The organism is Streptomyces sp. BI87, assembly GCF_025957665.1.
GTDB lineage: Bacteria > Actinomycetota > Actinomycetes > Streptomycetales > Streptomycetaceae > Streptomyces > Streptomyces albidoflavus.
Window position 1 is genome coordinate 3,592,312 of the sequence record NZ_CP110079.1, and the last position, 18,962, is coordinate 3,611,273.

Here is an 18,962-nt window from a genome sequence, read left to right on the forward strand (position 1 = left end):
ACTCTACCCCAGTCCCGGCCCACCACGCGAACTCGCTCTCAGCGACCGCACGCTCACGCTTCCGGCGCCCGTCCCGCAGGCCCCGCCGGCCTCACGGGGCCGCCGCGTCCACCGCCTTCACGATGCGTTTGTCGGAGACCGGGTACGCCGTCCCGAGGGCGTGCGCGAAGTAGCTGACCCGGAGTTCCTCGATCATCCAGCGGATCTCCAGCACCTCCTTCGGTACCGGTCTGCCCTGCGGCAACTGCTCCAGCAGCCACGCGTACTCGTCCTGCATCTCCTTGACCTTGGCCATCCGCGTCGTGTCCCGCTGCACCCCGGTCGGCATCTGCGCCAGGCGCCGGTCGGCCGCGACCAGGTAGCGCTTGAGGTCCGGCAGACGACCGAGCCCTGCCTCCGTGACGAAGCCCGGGTGAATCAGCGCCGAGACCTGCTCGCGGACGTCGGCGAGGTTGGCCAGCAGCGCCGGCGAACGGGTCGACTTCAGCCGCCGCTCCACCGCGCCCCAGGCCGCCAGTACCTGCTGGACCTGCTGGATCGCCCGCAGCGTGGTGTCCACCAGGTCCGCGCGCACCTTCTCGTACAGCTTCCGGTACGCCTCCTCGTCCCAGGCGGGGCCGCCGTGGTCGGCGATGAGGCGGTCGGCGGCGGCCGTCGCGCAGTCCTCGAAGAGGGCCTGGACGGAGCCGTGCGGGTTGGCCGAGAGGTTGAGCTTCTGCTGGTTGGTGAGCCGGTCGGCGGCGAACTTGGCCGGGTTGACCGGGATGTTGAGCAGGATCAGCCGCCGGATGCCGCGCCGCATCGCCTGCCGCTGCTCGGCGGGCGAGTCGAAGAGGCGGACGGCGACCGAGGAACCCTCGTCGACCAGGGCCGGGTACGCCTTGACCGGCTGGCCGGCCCGGCGCGTCTCGAAGACCTCCGGCAGCTTGCCGATCGTCCAGTCGGTCAGCCCCGACCGCTCGATCGAAGGGCCGCCGGAACGCTCGGCCGTCGCGGCGGCCGCCTTCGAGAGCGCCTGGCGGGCCTTGGGGCGCAGCTTGAGCTTGAGCGCCTCCAGGTCCTTGTCCTCGGCGAGGGCGCGGCGCCGCTCGTCGACGACCCGGAAGGTGATCTTCAGGTGGTCGGGGACGCGCGAGGTGTCGAAGTCGTCGCCGGTCACCGGCACGCCCACGATCCGCTGGAGCTCGCGCGCCAGCGTCACCGGCAGCGGCTCCTGGAGCGGGGCCGCGCGCTTGAGGAACGCCTGCGCGTAGTTGGGCGCGGGCACGTAGTGGCGGCGGATCGGCTTCGGCAGCGAGCGGATCAGCTCGGTGACGACCTCCTCGCGCAGGCCCGGGATCTGCCAGTCGAAGCCCTCGTCGGTGACCTGGTTGAGCACCTGGAGCGGGATGTGCACGGTCACGCCGTCCGCGTCCGCCCCCGGCTCGAACTGGTACGTCACCCGGAACTTCAGCCCGCCCTGCCGCCAGGAGTCCGGATAGTCGGCCTTGGTGACCGCCTGCGCCGCCTCCGTCAGCAGCATGGAGCGCTCGAAGTCGAGGAGTTCGGGCTCCTCCTTCTGCTTCCGCTTCCACCAGGAGTCGAAGTGGGCGCCGGAGACCACCTCGGCCGGGACCCGCTGGTCGTAGAAGTCGAAGAGCGTCTCGTCGTCGACCACGATGTCGCGGCGCCGCGCCCGGTGCTCCAGCTCCTCGACCTCGGTCAGCAGCTTCCGGTTGGCGGCGAAGAACTGGTGGTGGGTGCGCCAGTCACCCTCGACCAGGGCGTTGCGAATGAAAAGGTCCCGGGAGACCTCCGGGTCGATCCGGCCGTAGTTCACCTTCCGGTGCGCCACGATCGGCACGCCGTACAGCGTCACCTTCTCGTAGGCGACCACGGCGGCCTGATCCTTCTCCCAGTGCGGCTCGCTGTACGTCCGCTTCACCAGGTGCCCGGCGAGCGGCTCGACCCACTCCGGCTCGATCCTGGCGTTGACCCGCGCCCAGAGCCGGGAGGTCTCCACCAGCTCGGCCGACATCAAGAACCGCGGCGGCTTCTTGAAGAGCGCCGAACCGGGGAAGACCGCGAACTTCGCGCCCCGGGCGCCCAGATACTCGTTCCGGCCCCCGCGCGCGCCCTCACGCCCCTGCTTGGCGGCGGAGGCGGCCGGCGTCGCGGTCTCCTTCACGTCCTTCATGCCGATGTGCGACAGCAGGCCGGAGAGGAGCGAGATGTGGACCGGCTCGTCGGCCGCGTCCTCCTCGCGCAGCTCCAGGCCCATCTGCTTCGCCACCGTCCGCAGCTGCGTGTAGATGTCCTGCCACTCGCGGATGCGCAGGTAGTTGAGGTACTCCGCCTTGCACATCCGGCGGAACCCGGACGAGGAGCGCTCCTTCTGCTGCGCCCGCAGATACCGCCAGAGGTTGAGGAAGCCGAGGAAGTCGCTGGTCTCGTCCCGGAACCGGGCGTGCTGCTGGTCGGCCTGCGCCTGCTTCTCGGCGGGCCGCTCGCGCGGGTCCTGGATCGACAGGGCCGCCGCGATCACCATGACCTCGCGGACGCAGCCGTTCCGGTCGGCCTCCAGCACCATCCGGGCCAGCCGCGGGTCGACCGGCAGCTGCGCCAGCCGGCGCCCGCGCTCGGTCAGCCGCTTGCGCGGGTCCTTCTCGGCCGGGTCGAGCGCGCCCAGTTCGGTCAGCAGCTGCACACCGTCGCGGATGTTGCGGTGGTCCGGCGGGTCGATGAAGGGGAACTGCCCGATGTCGCCGAGCCCGGCCGCCGTCATCTGCAGGATGACCGAGGCGAGGTTGGTCCGCAGGATCTCCGCGTCGGTGAACTCCGGTCGCGCGAGGAAGTCCTCCTCGGAGTAGAGCCGGATGCAGACACCGTCCGAGGTACGGCCGCAGCGGCCCTTGCGCTGGTTGGCGCTGGCCTGCGAGACCGGCTCGATCGGCAGCCGCTGCACCTTGGTGCGGTGGCTGTACCGCGAGATGCGCGCGGTGCCCGGGTCGATGACGTACTTGATTCCGGGGACCGTCAGCGAGGTCTCGGCCACGTTGGTCGCCAGCACGACACGGCTGCGGACGCCCGGGCCGGGGCGCTGGAAGACGCGGTGCTGCTCCTGGTGGGAGAGGCGGGCGTAGAGCGGCAGGATCTCGGTGCCGCGCAGGTTCCGCTTGGCCAGCGCGTCGGCGGTGTCGCGGATCTCCCGCTCGCCGGAGAGGAAGACCAGCACGTCGCCGGGGCCCTCGGCCTGGAGCTCGTCGACCGCCTCGCAGATCGCGGTGACCTGGTCGCGGTCGGCGTCCTCGCCGCCCTCCTCCAGCAGCGGCCGGTACCGCACCTCCACCGGGTACGTCCGCCCGCTCACCTCGATCACCGGCGCGGCGGCGTCCTCGTCGGCCGCCTTCCCGCCCACGGTCGCCATCCGCGGCCCGAAGTGGCGCGCGAACCGGTCGGTCTCGATCGTCGCGGAGGTGATGACGACCTTGAGGTCGGGCCGGCGCGGCAGCAGCTGCGCCAGGTACCCGAGGAGGAAGTCGATGTTGAGGCTGCGCTCGTGGGCCTCGTCGATGATGATCGTGTCGTAGGCGCGCAGCTCGCGGTCGGTCTGGATCTCCGCGAGCAGGATGCCGTCGGTCATCAGCTTGATGAAGGTGGCGTCCTGGCGGACCTGGTCGGTGAAGCGCACCTTCCAGCCGACCGCCTCGCCGAGCGGCGTGTCCAGCTCGTCGGCGATCCGCTCGGCCACCGTACGGGCCGCGATCCGGCGCGGCTGCGTGTGGCCGATCATGCCGCGCACCCCCCGCCCCAGCTCCAGGCAGATCTTGGGAATCTGGGTGGTCTTGCCGGACCCGGTCTCACCGGCGACGACGACCACCTGGTGGTCCCGGATCGCCTCCGCGATCAGATCCTTCTTCTGGCTGACGGGCAGCTGCTCGGGATAGCTGATCTCCGGCACCCGCGCCCGGCGCTCGGCCATCCTGGCCGCGCCTTTCTCCGCCTCCGCCCTGATCTCCTCCAGGACGGCCGCCCTGGACTCCGGCTTGCGTATACGGCGGGTGCCCTCCAGTCGACGGCCGAGCCGGTGCGCGTCGCGCAACGACAGCTCGGCCAACAGGGGCTGAAGGTCGGAGATCGTAGACATACGGATCCCAGGATCTCACCCCGGCGGGGGAAGTGGCGACCGAGTTTCCCGGGGGCAGGGGGTCCTGGCGATGAAGGGAGGCCCGGCCGGCGCTGTGGCCCGGGGCGACTACCGGACCGGGGCCCACTCCGTGAGCCGCTTGGCGATCACGGGCACGTCGCAGTGGTCCTGGGCGACGGCCTCGACGAACGGCCCCGCTTCCTGGACCGGCGGGACCGGATGCCCGGCGGGCAGATCGGGCGGAACTCGCCACCGAACACGCCGGCGGCGGACTTCGCTCACTTCAGGTGGTCCAGGATCTCCGAGTCGGTGTCCATCAGCTCGGTGAGGATGTCGTACACGTTCAGTTCTGCGCGAGCCTCGGCCTCACGGATCGCCTCGATGGCCAGGGCCTGCTTGCTGCGGCCGGTGCGCTTGCGTTCGGCGAGCTTCGCGTCGAGGTCGTCGGGGAGGTGGAGTGTCATCGCCATGCCTGCATGATGCGCGTTGATATCAGGCGTCGCCGCGACGCTGAGCAGGGGCGTACAGCAGAAAAGTCCCGGACGCCGTAGCGTCCGGGACTTCCCTTCTCTGTGGCTGGGGCCGGGATCGAACCGGCGACCTATCGCTTTTCAGGCGATCGCTCGTACCAACTGAGCTACCCAGCCACGCGACCTCGGAAGGTCAGCGCGGTCCTGACGGGATTTGAACCCGCGGCCTCCACCTTGACAGGGTGGCGAGCACTCCAAACTGCTCCACAGGACCAGATGTGTGCGGGACGAGTCCCACACAGGTGATGCGTGCCCCCAACGGGATTCGAACCCGTGCTACCGCCTTGAAAGGGCGGCGTCCTGGGCCACTAGACGATGAGGGCTAAGAGGCCCGCCTGGGCGCTGGTTCAGCGCGTCGGGGACGTGAGAAGCATATGGGATGGCAAGCCGGTTCGCCAAAACGCTTTTGCCCGCGCCCGCCGCGGCCCGCCCGGTCACTGGTTGGGGCGGGGTGTGGAGGGCCCCGGGGACGGGCTCTTGGAGCCGCCTGGCGAGGGCTTGGCGCCGGGCTGGTTCTCCTCGGGGAGGTGGCGGCTGACCTCGGCGGTGCTCAGGCCGAGCCCGCCCAGGCTTATCTCGTCCCACGCCTGGAGCTGCCGGTTCTCGCGGTCGAGGTAGAGGACCGAGGCCATCACCGGGTCGGGGGTGTCCTGCTCGATGGCGCGCAGGCCGCTGCCGCCGGTGGAGCCCTCGATGCGCAGCCGGGTGCCGCCGGGCAGCAGCTGCGTCTTGCGGTTGTGCAGGTGCCCGGCGAGGACCAGGGGCACCTCGCCGTCGGTCTCCTTGGCCGCGACCGGGTTGTGCGCGACGGCGATGTCCACCGGCGTCCCGGCCGCCGCCTGCCGGCGCAGCTCGGCCGCCAGCTTCATCCCGGCCGCCACCTCCCCGGGGTCACCGGCCGCCTCCTGGCTGCGGTCGGGGGTGTACGCGGGGTCGCCGATCCCGGCTATCCGCAGCCCGCCGACGTTCACCGCCTTGCCGTGGTCGAGCACCCGGACGTTCTTGAACTTGCCGAGGTAGCGCTGGGTGGCGGCCGAGTCGTGGTTGCCGCGCACCCAGACGTACGGCGCGTCGAGCCGGCCCACCGGGTCGAGGAAGGCGTTCTCGGCGGCCGAGCCGTGGTCCATGGTGTCGCCGGAGTCGATGATCACGTCGATCTCGTACTGCTCGACCAGCGACTCGATGATGTGCCAGGCGGCCGGGTTGAGGTGGATGTCGGAGACGTGCAGGACCCGCAAGGTGCCGGGGTCCGGCTGGTAGGCGGGGAGGGTGGAGGTGGCGTCGTACAGCTTGGTCATGTTGGTGACCAGGCGGGCCAGCTCCTTCTGGTAGACGTCGAACTCGCTGACGATCGACCGCGCGTTGCCGACCACCGAGGGGGCGCTGGTCAGCAGCCCGGAGAACTTGGGCTCCAGCACCGACTTCGGGTTCCAGGTGGCGTACGCGGCGAGGCCGCAGGAGGCCAGCAGGGCGAGCGAGAGGCCGCCGGCGGCCAGGGCGCGGCGGGGGCGGCGGTAGACGATCAGGCCGAGCGCGGTGGCGCCGACGACGACGGCGGTCACCGAGCGGAGCGCGAGGTCCAGGGTGCCGTCCTGGACGTCGGCGGAGACCTCGTCGCCGAGCTGGGAGAAAAGGGCCGGGTTCTGCACCAGGGCGGCCGAGCGGTCCGGGTCGAGGCGGTCCACGTCGACGTCGAGGCGGAGCGGCGCCACGTGCGAGTCGAGCTCCAGGGCGCCGAGCGGCGAGACGTTGATCTTGGTGCCGCCGGTGAGCGAGGGGCGGAGCGTCATCCGGGTGTCCATGGGGCCGACCGGGGCGCCCACGCTGCCGACCGCGAGGAGGCCGAGCCACGCGCCCAGCAGGACCACGGCGGTCAGCCCGGCCCAGCGGCGCAGGGGTCCCGCTTTCGGGCGGACGGTCAGGAGGGGCGCGGTACCGGTGGGGCTCTTGGGGGCGGGGCGACCGCGGTGGGCGCGGGTCCGCCGGGGGGATTCCTCCGTCGCGTCGGCCATGCCCGGCGCCTGCCCATGGCGGGGCCGGGACATGCCTCCCGCCGGGCCCCGGCGGGGGGTTCGCGGGGGCGCGGCGGTGCGGAACGGGTGGGTCCGGGGGCGGTCAGCCCCAGCCGAGTTCGTGGAGGCGGTCGTCGTCGATGCCGAAGTGGTGGGCGATCTCGTGGACGACGGTGACGGCGACCTCGTCGACCACCATCTCGGGGGAGTCGCAGTAGCGCAGGGTGGGGCCCATGTAGATGGAGATGCGGTCGGGCAGCACGCCCGCGTACCACTCGCCGCGCTCGGTCAGCGGGGTCCCTTCGTAGAGGCCGAGGAGCTCCGGGTCGGACGGGTCGGGTTCGTCCTCCACGAACACGGCGACGTTGTCCATCACGCGGGTCAGCTCGGGCGGGATCTGGTCGAGGGCCTGGCTCACCAGTTCCTCGAAGGCATCGCGAGTCATTTCCAGCACGCGGCCATTGTCGCGTGCGAGCCCGTCTTTCGTGTCCTGCGCGGCGCGAGGGGAGTTGGGCAGGGGAGTTCCGCTCCGTACGCCGGGAGGCCCTGAAGTGCACCAGTTGTCCCGCCCCGTCCGACTCCTCGCCGTGGTGGCCGCCGTCGCCTCGGCGAGCGGCTGCGTGAGCGTCGGCCAGGACGCCGAAGACGCCTCACCCGTCTCCTCCACCGCCTCCCCGAAGGACGGCAAGGCCGCCCCCGACGGCGGGACGGAGCACGGCACCGGCGGCAGCGGCTTCCACGGCGGCCACGGCGCCGGGCGCGAGGACGGGGCCGAGCGCGGCGAGGGCGACGGGCGGGAGGGCCGCGGTGACGGCCGGCGCGTCCGGGGCAAGGACGGCAGGGTCGCCGAGCCGACCGACGAGCCGTCCGGGCCCACCCCGTCGCCCCGGCCCCCCGGCGCGGGTGATCCCGGACACGGTGGGCCGGGCGGCGGCGGCACCGCGCCGAACCCGCCGAAGGGGCCCGACCCCAAGCCCGACCCGAGCACCCCGCCGCCCCAGGAGCCGGGCCCGGACCCCGAGCCGGGGCCGACGACGCCGCCCGCGGAGGAGCCCGGCGAGCCCGGCGGGGGGACTCCGCCGCAGGCCCCGGACGACAACGGGCGGGGCGAGGGCCGGGGCGGGCCGGCGGGGACGCCCTCGCTGTACCGGCAGACGGGGGGGTCGGCGCCGGGGCCGGCGCCGGAGGAGGAGCCCGGTCCGGAGCCAGACGGGCCGGAAGGGCCGGAGGGGCCCGGCGAAGGGTGACGTACGGCTCCGGGCTGCGGGTTTGCCACGACGGGGGAGGGGTGCGTATGGTGGTAGATCGTTTGATCCCATTTGCCCGGCGCACTGTTTCTCCCCGCTTTCATCCGAAGGGGAGGGGCCGACCAGCGCCGCGTGGCGCGTTCTCTTTTCCTAGCCGTGGCCGGACCGCACTGAGGCGGTCGATTGCGACTTCATCAAGTTGCGACTTCACGGAGTAATGGGCGCGTGCCGAGACTCCGGAAGGTTTCGCATTTCGCATGTCCGTTTCCAGCACTGACCACACCGTCCTGCCCGAGCAGTCCCAGCTGCGGCACGACGACATCCCGGCCGCCGAGGCCATCACCCCCGAGGCCGTGACGGCCGAGATCCCCGCCGCCGAGCTGCCCGAGGCCGACGAGGCCGCGCAGGCCGACGCCGCCGAGCTCGACGCCGAGGCCACCGACGCCGCCGACGACGAGGCGGAGACCGAGGACGACGGCGTGACCTTCGCCTCCCTCGGCCTGCCCGAGGGCATCGTCCGCAAGCTCGCCCAGAACGGTGTGACCAAGCCCTTCCCGATCCAGGCCGCGACCATCCCGGACGCGCTGGCGGGCAAGGACATCCTGGGCCGCGGCCGCACCGGCTCCGGCAAGACCCTCTCCTTCGGTCTGCCGCTCCTCGCCTCCCTGTCGGGCGGCCACACCGAGAAGAAGAAGCCGCGCGGCGTCATCCTGACCCCCACCCGCGAGCTGGCCATGCAGGTCGCCGACGCGCTCCAGCCGTACGGCGACGTCCTCGGCCTGCGCATGAAGGTCGTCTGCGGCGGCACCTCGATGGGCAACCAGATCTACGCCCTGGAGCGCGGCGTCGACATCCTCGTCGCCACCCCGGGCCGTCTGCGCGACATCATCAACCGCGGCGCCTGCTCGCTCGAGAACATCGAGATCGCCATCCTCGACGAGGCCGACCAGATGTCGGACCTGGGCTTCATGCCCGAGGTCACCGAGCTGCTCGACCAGGTCCCCGAGGGCGGCCAGCGCATGCTCTTCTCGGCCACGATGGAGAACGAGATCTCCAGCCTGGTCAAGCGCTACCTGAAGAACCCGGTGAGCCACGAGGTCGACGCCGCCCAGGGCGCCGTCACCACCATGAGCCACCACATCCTCATCGTGAAGCCGCGCGACAAGGCCCCCGTCACGGGCGCCATCGCCGCGCGCAAGGGCCGCACGATCATCTTCGTCCGCACCCAGCTCGGCGCCGACCGTGTCGCCGAGCAGCTCCGCGAGTCCGGCGTGAAGGCCGACGCGCTGCACGGCGGCATGACCCAGGGCGCCCGTACGCGGACGTTGGCCGACTTCAAGGACGGCCACGTCAACGTCCTCGTCGCCACCGACGTCGCCGCCCGCGGCATCCACGTCGACGGCATCGACCTGGTCCTCAACGTCGACCCCGCCGGCGACCACAAGGACTACCTGCACCGCTCGGGCCGTACCGCCCGCGCCGGCCGCTCCGGCACCGTCGTGTCGCTGTCGCTGCCGCACCAGCGCCGCCAGATCTTCCGCCTCATGGAGGACGCCGGAGTCGACGCCACCCGCCACATCGTGGGCGGCAGCGGCGTCTTCGACCCGGAGGTCGCCGAGATCACCGGCGCCCGCTCGCTCACCGAGGTTCAGGCGGACTCGGCGGACAACTCCGCCAAGCAGGCCGAGCGTGAGGTCGGCGACCTCACCCGCCAGCTGGAGCGCGCCACCCGTCGCGCCGCCGAACTCCGCGAGGAGGCCGAGCGACTGACCGCCCGCGCCGCCCGCGAGCGCGGTGACGACCCGGAGGCCGCCGTGGCCGAGGTGACCGAGGCCGCCAAGGCCGAGGTCGCGGCCGAGGCCGAGGCGGCGCTCGCCGCCGAGGAGCGCGAGCGCGAGCGGGAGCGCAACAACTTCCGCCGGGACGACCGGGGCGACCGCGGCGGCGACCGTCGTGAGGGTGGCTTCCGTCGGGACGACCGTGGTGGTGACCGTCGTGAGGGCGGTTTCCGTCGCGACGACCGCGGTGGTGACCGTGGTGGTTTCCGTGGTGGTGACCGTCGTGAGGGTGGCTTCCGTCGGGACGACCGTGGTGGTGACCGTCGTGAGGGCGGTTTCCGTCGCGACGACCGCGGTGGTGACCGTGGTGGTTTCCGTGGTGGTGACCGTCGTGAGGGTGGCTTCCGTCGGGACGACCGTGGTGGTGACCGTCGTGAGGGCGGTTTCCGTCGCGACGACCGCGGTGGTGACCGTGGCGGTTTCCGTGGTGGTGACCGTCGCGAGGGCGGCTTCCGTCGCGACGACCGTGACGACCGTGGCGGCTTCCGCCGTGACGACCGCCCCTCCGGCGGTCACCGTGGCAGCGACCGTCCGTTCAACCGGGACCGCCGCGACGACCGCCCGACCGGCGGCCACCGTGGCAGCGGTGACCGTCCCTACGGCCGCCGTGACGACCACCGGGGTGGCCCGTCCTCCTCGTCCTCGTCCTCCTTCGGCCGCCGTGACGACAAGCCGCGCTGGAAGCGCAACGGCTGATTCCTGCCGGTGACCCCGGCCGGGACCGCGTCCCGCCGGTGAGCCCACCGCTCCGAAGAGCCCGTCCTCTCCTCCCACGGAGAGGACGGGCTCTTCCGTTTCCACCCGGCCAGGGCCCGAAGCGCCGCCCCCTCCCCGCCGAGGAGGCTCCCCCGCCCTCCGCCGCCAGCCGTTCCGTTTCGAGTGCCCCACGCTTCCGTCACAAAATCTCTACTGTTAACATCCGTCATCACGCGTGGGCAGGGCCGGAGTTGACCGGCCCAGGGGAACCAGGGCCACGCGGACCGCCGTCCTCTCCGGGCCGCCGGGCAGGCCCCCGCAGAGCCGACTCCGGCCGTGGGCCGCCCCGCCGACCGGCGGTGGACGGGTCGTATCGCATCCCTGGGGGGGATCTCCTTGGCCCAGCACGCCCGCCTGCGCCCGACGGTGGCCGCCGTCTGCGCGCTCGCCGTCTCCGCCGGACTGGTGTCGGTCGCGGCCCTGCCCGGCACGGCCGCCGCCGCACCCGCCGCCGCGCCCGCCGGGGCCGTCATCGACGCGCCCTCGCGTTTCCAGCCACGCGTGGACGAGGTGTTCGTCGCGGGTGAGCAGGGCTTCCTCCACCGGGAGGAGGGCCGCTCGGTGGAGTACACGGAGTACGCCACCGGGACCAGCCGGCAGGCCGAGAACGCGACCTGGTGGAACGGCACGCTCGGCGCCTGGTGGTCGCCCTCCGCCCGCACCCTGGAGCTGCGGCCGATGGAGGGCGAGGCCCCCTCGGTCACGATCGCCCTGCCGGAGAAGCAGACCTGGCAGCGCGGCCACAACGCCTCGACCGTGCTGACCACGAGCCGGGAGACCGGCGGACTGACCGTCCTGCACCTGCTGCGCGGCGCGGCCGACGGCACCGTCACGGACCAGGAGATCCCGCTCGGCGCGGGGGAGAGCTTCGTCAATGTCCTCGACCAGACCCACGAGGCCGCCGTCATCGGCGTACGCGGGGCCGACGCCGTGAAGCGGGCGTTCCTCCTCGACTACGCGACCGGCACCACCACCCCGCTCTTCGCCGGCCGCCCCTCGCCCGGCCGGGTCACGCTGACCGACCGCTACGTGGCCGGCTGGGAACCGAGCTCCCCCGAGGTCCTCACCCTCGACCGCCGGAACCTGGACGCTCCCGCCGTCCGCACCGTGGTCCCGGGCCCGGTGAAGACCACGACCAGGCACCAGATGGCGCTGGAGATCTCCGGTGACCAGCTGCTCGTCGTGCACCAGGAGGCACAGCCCGACCACCACATCGGCCAGCCGCTCTCCGCCGTCCGCATCGGCGGCGGCGACCCGGTGACGGTGCTGCCGCACGCCCAGGCCCGGCTGACCCCGGCTCCCGACGGGAGCGTCCTGGTCGCCGGTGGGGAATCGGCCTCCGACTGGGCGGTCCGCCGGATCAGCGTCGGCGCGGACGGCCGGCCCACCGCCGCGCCGGTGCACGCGCTGCCGCCGGTGCCGGGGACGGTGCGGGGTCTCGCCCTCGGCGGCGGTCGCCTGCTGACCGTCGGCACCGACCCCGTCCAGGGCCAGCCCTCCCTCCGCTCCTACGAACTCACCACCTCCGGCGCGCCCAGGATCGTCTCCGGACCGGAGACGGTGACCCGCTCCCTGGGCGACTACAAGGTGTGCCCCGACGGCGGCCCCTCCTGCGCCAGCCTGACGGCGCTGGGCAACGGGTGGGCCGCCCACCCGAGCAGCAACGGGGTCAGCGTCCCCCTCGGGCAGAACGTCTCGCGCCTCATCGGCCCGATGGGCTGGGAGCGACCGGAGATCGCCGCCGCCACCGGCCGCCACGTGCTGGTGAAGGACCGCGACTCCGCCAAGTACGCCGTGGGCGACCTGGAGAAGTTCTACGACTCCAACGTCATCCACACCTTCACGGCCACCGCTGCCGCGCTGTGGGGCAACAAGGTCTGGAAGCCCGCGACGGCGACCGGCACCGTCGCCGCCTACGACGTGAAGACCGAGAAGACCGCCGCCGCCGTCGACACCGGTTCCGGCTGCAAGCCCACCGCGCTCCAGGCGGTCGGGCGCTGGATCTACTGGGCGTGCGGGGGCACGAAGGCCGGGGTCTTCGACCAGACTCTCGGCAAGAGCGTCAGCGTCCCGGCCGGCGGGGAGCCCCGCCTCGGCGACGGCTTCCTCGTCCGGGCCACCGGGGGCGACCTGATGGTCACGGACTTCTCCCGCGGCGCCGGGACCAAGCCGGCCACGACCCTGCTGGCCTCCGGTGTCCAGTCGGGCCACGGCATCGGCTGGGCCGTCGACCCGTTCGGTGGCAACGTCGCCCATGTCGACGCCGACCAGCGCGTTCACGTCACCGAAGTGCCCGTCCCCCGCTCGCCCGTCGCCTCCATCGAGTCCCGGGTCGAGCAGAACTTCGTCCGCGCGGGCGGCAAGGAGCCGTGGACCGGCCACTGGCAGCTCAGCCGTCCGGCAGACGCCTGGAAGGTCACCTTCACCGACGTCACCAGGAAGACGGTCGCCACGGTCAGCGGTACCGCGCGCGCCGCCGCCTCGATCTCCGCGATCTGGGACGGCCTCGCCACCGGCGGCAGGAAGCCGCAGAACGGCGCCCACACCTGGACCGTGAGCGTCAAGGCGGCGGGCGAGTCCTCCTATGTGCCGGTGAAGACCGGGACGGTGGAGGTCAGCGGCGGCACCGCCGCCTACCGCGACGAACAGGCGGACGGCAGGGGCAACGTCCTGACCGTCAACAAGAACGGCACCCTCACCTCGCACGACTTCCCCGCGACGGGCGTCCACGACAAGTGGAGCCGCGCCGGCTGGCACATCAAGTACACCTACGTGCCCTTCGGCGACCTGACCGGCGACGGCTGCAACGACCTGCTCGTCCGCAACACGGTCGGCAACCTCTACCGCTACGACGGCGTCTGCGGTCACCCGCCGGCCAAGACCAGCACCCGCACCTCGCTCGGCGGCGGCTGGGAGGCGTACAACGTGCTGACCTCGCCCGGTGACCTCACCGGGGACGGCCTCCCGGACCTGCTGGCGCGGAAGAGCTCCACCGGCGACATCTGGGTCTTCCCCGGCACCAAGGCCGGGAAGCTGGGCGCGGGGAAGAAGATCCGCACCGCGTGGTCCTACACGCACGTGCTCGGCGCCGGTGATCTCAACGGTGACGGTCACGGCGACGTCCTGGCCCGCGCCAAGGACGGCACGCTCTACCGCTACGACGGTGCGGGCGACGGGACGCTGAAGAGCCGCGTCACCGTGTTCACCAAGTGGGGCAGCACCTACACCCACGTGCTGGGCGTCGGCGACATGACAGGCGATGGCAAGAACGACCTCCTGGTGGTCGACAACAAGGGCGTCGTGTACCGCAACACCGGTAATGGCAAGGGCTCCTTCTCGTCCCGGACCAAGATCACGACCGGGTGGCTGACCTACAAGGGGATCTTCTGACCGGTGCGGCACCTCCGGCGCCGGGGCTGTCCGAGCACCGCCCCGGCACCGGCCGCCCCCTTCCGACGGGCCCGGAGCCGATACCCCATCGGCTCTCGGCCACCGGCGGGCTATGCTCGGGTGTGCCGATCGGCACGGGCCGTTAGCTCAATTGGCAGAGCAGTGGACTTTTAATCCATTGGTTGTGGGTTCGAGTCCCACACGGCCTACCGCTCGACCCCTGGTCAGGGGCTCTCTGGCCGGGGGTCGTCGCTGTTTTCGGATCGCCGGCCCCACCCGTGCTCCACCGAGGGGAGAACCGGGCGGCCCCGGCGGGACCGGGAGCTTGCCCGGCGGTGATCCGAGGTGCGGTGCCGGTGGCCGGTTTCGTGGTTGTGGAGGTGTGGACCGGATGAATCACGCGCAGATGGTGGCGCTGGGGCGGATGCTCCGGGTGCTCGGTGAGTCGGGCGACGAGCTGCGAGGCGATACGCCCGAGGAGGCCCTGCACGAGATCCGGGCCGACCTCAAGCGGGCGCTGGACCTGCTGGAGGAGTCCACGGGCCCGGCCCCCACCACACGCTGCTCCCAGCACCCGTACGGCCCGGTGGACAAGGCGGCCCCGGACGGCTGCCTGCTCTGCGAGACCCGGCGCCGCTCCAACCACCGCTCCGCCTACCGCGACCGCTGGGGCGGCGCCCCCGCCGACGAGGCCGGCGACCGCCCCACGCCGGTGCCCTCGCGGTACGGGATCGCCGCCGACACCCCGGAGCCGATGGTCAGGTGGCGACCCGAGGCGTGGTCGGGCCAGGCCTGGCAACTCTGCGGCACCCCCCGCCGGGACCAGCGCGAGGCGGAACTCTTCCTCGCCGCCTGCCGCCGCAAGGCTGACCGGGCCGCCGCCTACCGGCTGGTGAGGGAAAGCACCTCCTTCGAGGTCGTACGGATGTGGGGCGAGCCGATCGTGGTCCGGCCGGAGACCGGCGGCGGACTCTAGGCCCTGTCCGCCCGACCGGGGCCCTGGCCGGTCGGGCGGCCCGGCTCCGGTCCCGCGGTGCGCCGCTAGGCTCGGCGGATGATCGTCAGACCCGCGCTGAGTTCCGACATCCCCAGCCTGCTCTCCCTGGCCGCCGAGGTGGAGCACTGGTTCGGCCCGATGGTCGACGAGCCCGGCTTCCACCAGGCCCTGGACCAGCACGTCCGGGAGGAGCGGGCGCTGGTCGCGGTGGCGGACGGCGGAAGCCTCGCCGGCGGGCTGCTCTTCGGCAGTGAGCCGCCCGTCCACCATGTGCACTGGGTCGTCGTCTCGGAGCGCGCGCGGGGCACCGGTGTGGGCCGCGCCCTCCTGGCCGAGGCCGTCCGAAGGTACGTCCAGGGCCCGGGGACGCTGGAGGTGGTCACCTTCGGTGCCGACCACCCCGGCGCCGTCACCAGCGGCGCGCGAGCCTTCTACTCCTCGCTCGGCTTCTCCCCGGCCGAACAGGCCCCGGCGGGCCCCGAGGGCGGTTCGCGGCAGGTCTACCGCAAGGTGCTCGCCGGAGGCTGACGGCCGGTGGCGGGGTCCCTGGTGCACCGCCCGTCCGCGTACCGCGCCGTGCGCGTACCCGCCCGGGGGCGCGGCGTCACAGCGGGCGTACATGGTGGGCTCGCCAGGGCGGGGAGGGGTCGCTGCCGGGCATGGTCCAGTACTCGCGGCCGGAGGTGATGAGGCCGTTCTCCACGGTCCAGAAGGAGACGGCGACGTGGGTGCCGACCTCCTCGTGGTCGACGCGGACCTCGGAGACCACGGTGCTGCCCTGCGCTATGACGTGCGGTTCGTGGACCGTCCAGCCTTCCGGGTAGGCGGCGTTGACCGCCACGTAGGCGTCGCGGTCGGGGAGGCGCTCTCCGCTGACCGGCCAGTCGACGACCGCGTCCGGGGCGAGGAGTGCGGCGACGCCGCTCCAGTCGCGGGCCTGCATCCGGGCCCACAGGGCGGTGACGACCGCGGACGGGGTGTCAGGGGCGGGGGCGGCGGGCCAGGCGGTCAGGGGCGGGGCGGCAGGGCGGAAGGCGGTGTCGCTCGTGTTGTCGGTCATGCCGTTGAGCTTGCCACTCGTCACTGACAGTGACAACTCTCCGTAAGGGTGAAGGGTGAGGCGCGCGGCTGACCGACCCGGAGTGCCGGACTCCGATTCGGTCAGCAGGGGAGCGTAGGCGAAGGTCAGGCGGGTGAGGCGCCGGTGGCCTTCGGGGTGTCGGGCTGGGCGGAGCCGGATCTCGCGGAGCCGGCCTTGTCACCGTCGGTGTCCGGGCCGCCCGACTTCCGGGGGCGCTCGATCCGGCAGACCAGGGCGTCGTTGTCGACGTCGGCGACGATGAGGTCGCCCGGCTCGGCCTCGCCGAGGAGCATGAGTTCGGCGAGACGGTTGTCCAGCTCGGTCTGGATGGTGCGGCGCAGCGGCCGGGCGCCGAACTCCGGCTGGTGGCCGTGGGCGACCAGCAGCCTCTTCGCCGCGTCGGTCACCTCCAGGGTCATGTCCTGCGCGCGGACCCGGCGGGCGCTGCGCTCCAGCATGAGGTCGACGATCTGCGACAGGTCCTTCTCGGCCAGGCCCTGGAAGATGATCGTCGCGTCGACCCGGTTGAGGAACTCCGGCTGGAACCGGGTCTTCAACTCGTCCATCAGGTCGTCCTTGATCTCGGACACGTCGCCCTCGTGGGCGAGGATGAGCTGCGCCCCGATGTTGCTGGTCATGATGACCACGGTGTTGCGGAAGTCGACGGTCCGCCCCTGGGCGTCGGTCAGGCGGCCGTCGTCCAGGACCTGGAGCAGCGCGTTGAAGACGTCGGGGTGCGCCTTCTCGATCTCGTCGAAGAGCAGCACGCTGTAGGGCTGCCGGCGGACCTTCTCGGTCAGCTGGCCGGCCTCCTCGTGGCCGACGTATCCGGGCGGGGCGCCGACCAGCCGGGAGACGGTGTGCTTCTCCTGGAACTCGCTCATGTCGAAGCGGACCATGCGGTTCTCGTCGCCGAAGAGCAGCTCGGCGAGCGCCTTGGCCAGCTCGGTCTTGCCGACGCCGGTCGGGCCGAGGAAGAGGAAGGAGCCGGTCGGACGGTTGGGGTCGCCCATGCCGGCCCGGCTGCGGCGGACCGCCTGGGAGACCGCGGTGACCGCCTCGTCCTGGCCGACGACCCGCGAGTGCAGGGCGTCCTCCAGCTTGAGCAGCTTCTCCTTCTCGCTGGCGGTGAGCTGGGCGACCGGGATGCCGGTGCGGCGGGCGAGGACGTCGGCGATGTCGTCGACGGTCACCTCGACCACGCCCTCCCGCCGCTCCTCGATGCCGGCCAGCTCCGACTCGATCCTGGCGATACGTTCCTTCAGCTCACCGGCGCGCTCGAACTGCTCCGCGTCGACCGCCTCGTCCTTCTCCCGGGTCAGCTTCGCCAGCTCGTCCTCGCGCTCGATCTCCTCGCCGGAACGCCCCAGCGACTTCAGCCGCACCCGCGCCCCGGCCTGGTCCATCAGGTCGATCGCCTTGTCGGGGAGGAACCGGTCGGTCAGGTACCGGTCGGAGAGCTCCGCCGCCGCGGCAAGGGCCTCGTCGCTGAACCGCACGCCGTGGTGGGCCTCGTACCCGTCGCGCAGCCCCTCCAGGATCTCCACCGTCTCCGGAACGCTCGGTTCCTCGATCAGCACCGGCTGGAAGCGCCGCTCCAGCGCCGCGTCCTTCTCGATGTGCTTGCGGTACTCGTCGATGGTGGTGGCGCCGACGACGTGCAGCTCACCGCGGGCGAGGGCGGGCTTGAGCATGTTGCTCGCGTCCATCGCGCCCTCGCCGGAGGAACCCGCTCCGACGACGGTGTGGAGCTCGTCGATGAAGAGGATGGTCGACTCGGAGGCGGCCTTGACCTCGTCGATGACGTTCTTCAGCCGCTCCTCGAACTGCCCGCGGTACTGCGCCCCGGCGACCAGCCCCGACAGGTCCAGGCCGATCACGCGCTTGTCGTGGAGCGTGCGCGGGACGTCGCCCGCGATGATCCGCTGGGCCAGCCCCTCCACGATCGCGGTCTTGCCGACGCCGGGCTCGCCGATGAGCACCGGGTTGTTCTTCGAGCGGCGCGAGAGGATCTCGATGGTCTGCTCGATCTCGTCGGCCCGGCCCACCACCGGGTCTAGCTTGCCGGCCTTGGCCTCGGCGGTCAGGTCGCGGCCGTACTCGTCGAGCGTCGGCGTCTCGCTGTCGGGCTTGCCCGCGGCCGGCGCGCCCTCGGAGCGTGCCGTCGCGTCCGCGCGCCGGGAGAGTGCGCCGGGGTCCGTGCCCTGCGCCTGGAGGAAGCGTCCGGCGCCGGAGTTCGGGTCGTCCAGCAGCGCGCCGAGGATGTGCTCCGGCCCGATGTAGGAGACGTCCGCCGCCTGCGAGCGGGCGTGGGCCGCGATGAGCACGCGCTTGGCCGCGGGTGTGAGACCAGGTTCGGCCGAAGGCGTACGGCTCTCGCCGGGCAGCGCCTGCTCGATGGCGGAGGCGAGCTTGTCGGGGTCGACCCCGGCCCTGGCCAGCAGCGAACGGGACGGTTCGACCTGGGTGCACGCCCACAGCAGGTGCTCGGTGTCGAGGTCCTCCGAGCCGTCCTCCTCGGCCTTGGCGGTGGCGCGGCCGAGCAGGTCGCGGGCGGACTCGGTGAGCAGGCGGCCGATGGGAACCCGCTGGACGGCGGGCGGGGAGGCGCCGGGAGTCATCCCGAAGAAACGGTTCAGCAGGTCGGAGAAGGGGTCGGGGCCGGGGCCCCCGAAGGACCCGAAGGACGACAGCGACATGGTGGGGCCTCCGCGGAGGTGCTCTGGCTGATGGCTTTTCCGTCGATTGGCGACTTTTCCACTAAAACAAAGGGTGACGGGATGCGCCTGTTGGGCAGAGAGGACGTGGGGGCCGCGGCGGAACGGAGGGGGCACCGGGGCTACTTCTACATGCGTGTAGAGATGAGGTAGATTCGACGGCGTCGGCGCCGCCACCCACGGCGCCCGGCGCAGGCGTGGCGGCTGCGAGTCGTACGACGGCACGCGGCCGGTCCCCCAGTCCGGCCGTCGCACCCCGCCCGCCCGC

The 18,962-nt window shown here is 72.4% G+C and carries 11 protein-coding genes and 4 tRNA genes; 6 read left to right on the plus strand and 9 right to left on the minus strand.

The window, feature by feature from the left end:
• Nucleotides 1-91 precede the first annotated feature (91 nt).
• The 7 genes from hrpA to OIM89_RS15880 form a co-directional block, all read right to left on the minus strand.
• Nucleotides 92-4,126: an ATP-dependent RNA helicase HrpA gene (hrpA, locus tag OIM89_RS15850; RefSeq protein WP_264491374.1), complete on the minus strand. Its 4,035-nt coding sequence runs from the start codon at nucleotides 4,124-4,126 to the stop codon at nucleotides 92-94.
• Nucleotides 4,127-4,404: 278 nt separating this feature from the next.
• Nucleotides 4,405-4,596 carry a hypothetical protein gene (locus OIM89_RS15855; protein WP_030699397.1) on the minus strand — a complete coding sequence of 64 codons (192 nt, stop codon included), beginning with the start codon at nucleotides 4,594-4,596 and terminating at the stop codon, nucleotides 4,405-4,407.
• Between the two features lie 103 nt (nucleotides 4,597-4,699).
• Nucleotides 4,700-4,773: transfer RNA gene (locus OIM89_RS15860), tRNA-Phe, on the minus strand.
• Nucleotides 4,774-4,795: 22 nt separating this feature from the next.
• Nucleotides 4,796-4,870: transfer RNA gene (locus tag OIM89_RS15865), tRNA-Asp, on the minus strand.
• Between the two features lie 36 nt (nucleotides 4,871-4,906).
• Nucleotides 4,907-4,979: transfer RNA gene (locus OIM89_RS15870), tRNA-Glu, on the minus strand.
• Nucleotides 4,980-5,090: 111 nt separating this feature from the next.
• The gene (locus tag OIM89_RS15875; RefSeq protein WP_030699398.1) at nucleotides 5,091-6,668 is read right to left on the minus strand and encodes a metallophosphoesterase family protein; all 1,578 of its coding nucleotides are present in this window, start codon (nucleotides 6,666-6,668) and stop codon (nucleotides 5,091-5,093) included.
• A gap of 103 nt (nucleotides 6,669-6,771) precedes the next feature.
• Nucleotides 6,772-7,122, minus strand: a complete 351-nt coding sequence (locus tag OIM89_RS15880) for a metallopeptidase family protein (RefSeq protein ID WP_023418183.1) — start codon at nucleotides 7,120-7,122, stop codon at nucleotides 6,772-6,774.
• Nucleotides 7,123-7,219: 97 nt separating this feature from the next.
• Between OIM89_RS15880 and OIM89_RS15885 the strand changes: the two genes are divergently transcribed.
• The 6 genes from OIM89_RS15885 to OIM89_RS15910 all read left to right on the plus strand — a co-directional run bounded on the left by OIM89_RS15885 (nucleotide 7,220) and on the right by OIM89_RS15910 (nucleotide 15,424).
• Nucleotides 7,220-7,915, plus strand: coding sequence for a hypothetical protein (locus tag OIM89_RS15885; protein WP_195730774.1), 696 nt, complete (start codon nucleotides 7,220-7,222; stop codon nucleotides 7,913-7,915).
• Between the two features lie 257 nt (nucleotides 7,916-8,172).
• The gene (locus OIM89_RS15890; RefSeq protein WP_151168906.1) at nucleotides 8,173-10,449 is read left to right on the plus strand and encodes a DEAD/DEAH box helicase; all 2,277 of its coding nucleotides are present in this window, start codon (nucleotides 8,173-8,175) and stop codon (nucleotides 10,447-10,449) included.
• A gap of 396 nt (nucleotides 10,450-10,845) precedes the next feature.
• A complete protein-coding gene (locus OIM89_RS15895) occupies nucleotides 10,846-13,899 on the plus strand; it encodes an FG-GAP repeat domain-containing protein (protein WP_226965487.1) in 3,054 nt (1,017 codons plus the stop codon).
• A 136-nt stretch (nucleotides 13,900-14,035) separates the two neighbouring features.
• Nucleotides 14,036-14,108, plus strand: a tRNA-Lys gene (locus tag OIM89_RS15900).
• 182 nt (nucleotides 14,109-14,290) lie between these two features.
• The gene (locus OIM89_RS15905; protein WP_030699401.1) at nucleotides 14,291-14,875 is read left to right on the plus strand and encodes a hypothetical protein; all 585 of its coding nucleotides are present in this window, start codon (nucleotides 14,291-14,293) and stop codon (nucleotides 14,873-14,875) included.
• A gap of 78 nt (nucleotides 14,876-14,953) precedes the next feature.
• Nucleotides 14,954-15,424 (plus strand): GNAT family N-acetyltransferase, encoded by a 471-nt coding sequence (locus OIM89_RS15910; RefSeq protein WP_047466509.1) that lies wholly within the window; start codon nucleotides 14,954-14,956, stop codon nucleotides 15,422-15,424.
• A gap of 76 nt (nucleotides 15,425-15,500) precedes the next feature.
• On the opposite strand, the gene OIM89_RS15915 is transcribed toward OIM89_RS15910, so the two are convergent.
• On the minus strand, nucleotides 15,501-15,956 hold the full coding sequence (locus OIM89_RS15915; protein WP_217685636.1) for a nuclear transport factor 2 family protein: 456 nt from the start codon (nucleotides 15,954-15,956) through the stop codon (nucleotides 15,501-15,503).
• 125 nt (nucleotides 15,957-16,081) lie between these two features.
• Complete coding sequence (locus OIM89_RS15920; RefSeq protein ID WP_226965486.1) at nucleotides 16,082-18,676, minus strand: ATP-dependent Clp protease ATP-binding subunit; 2,595 nt, start codon at nucleotides 18,674-18,676, stop codon at nucleotides 16,082-16,084.
• Nucleotides 18,677-18,962 lie beyond the last annotated feature (286 nt).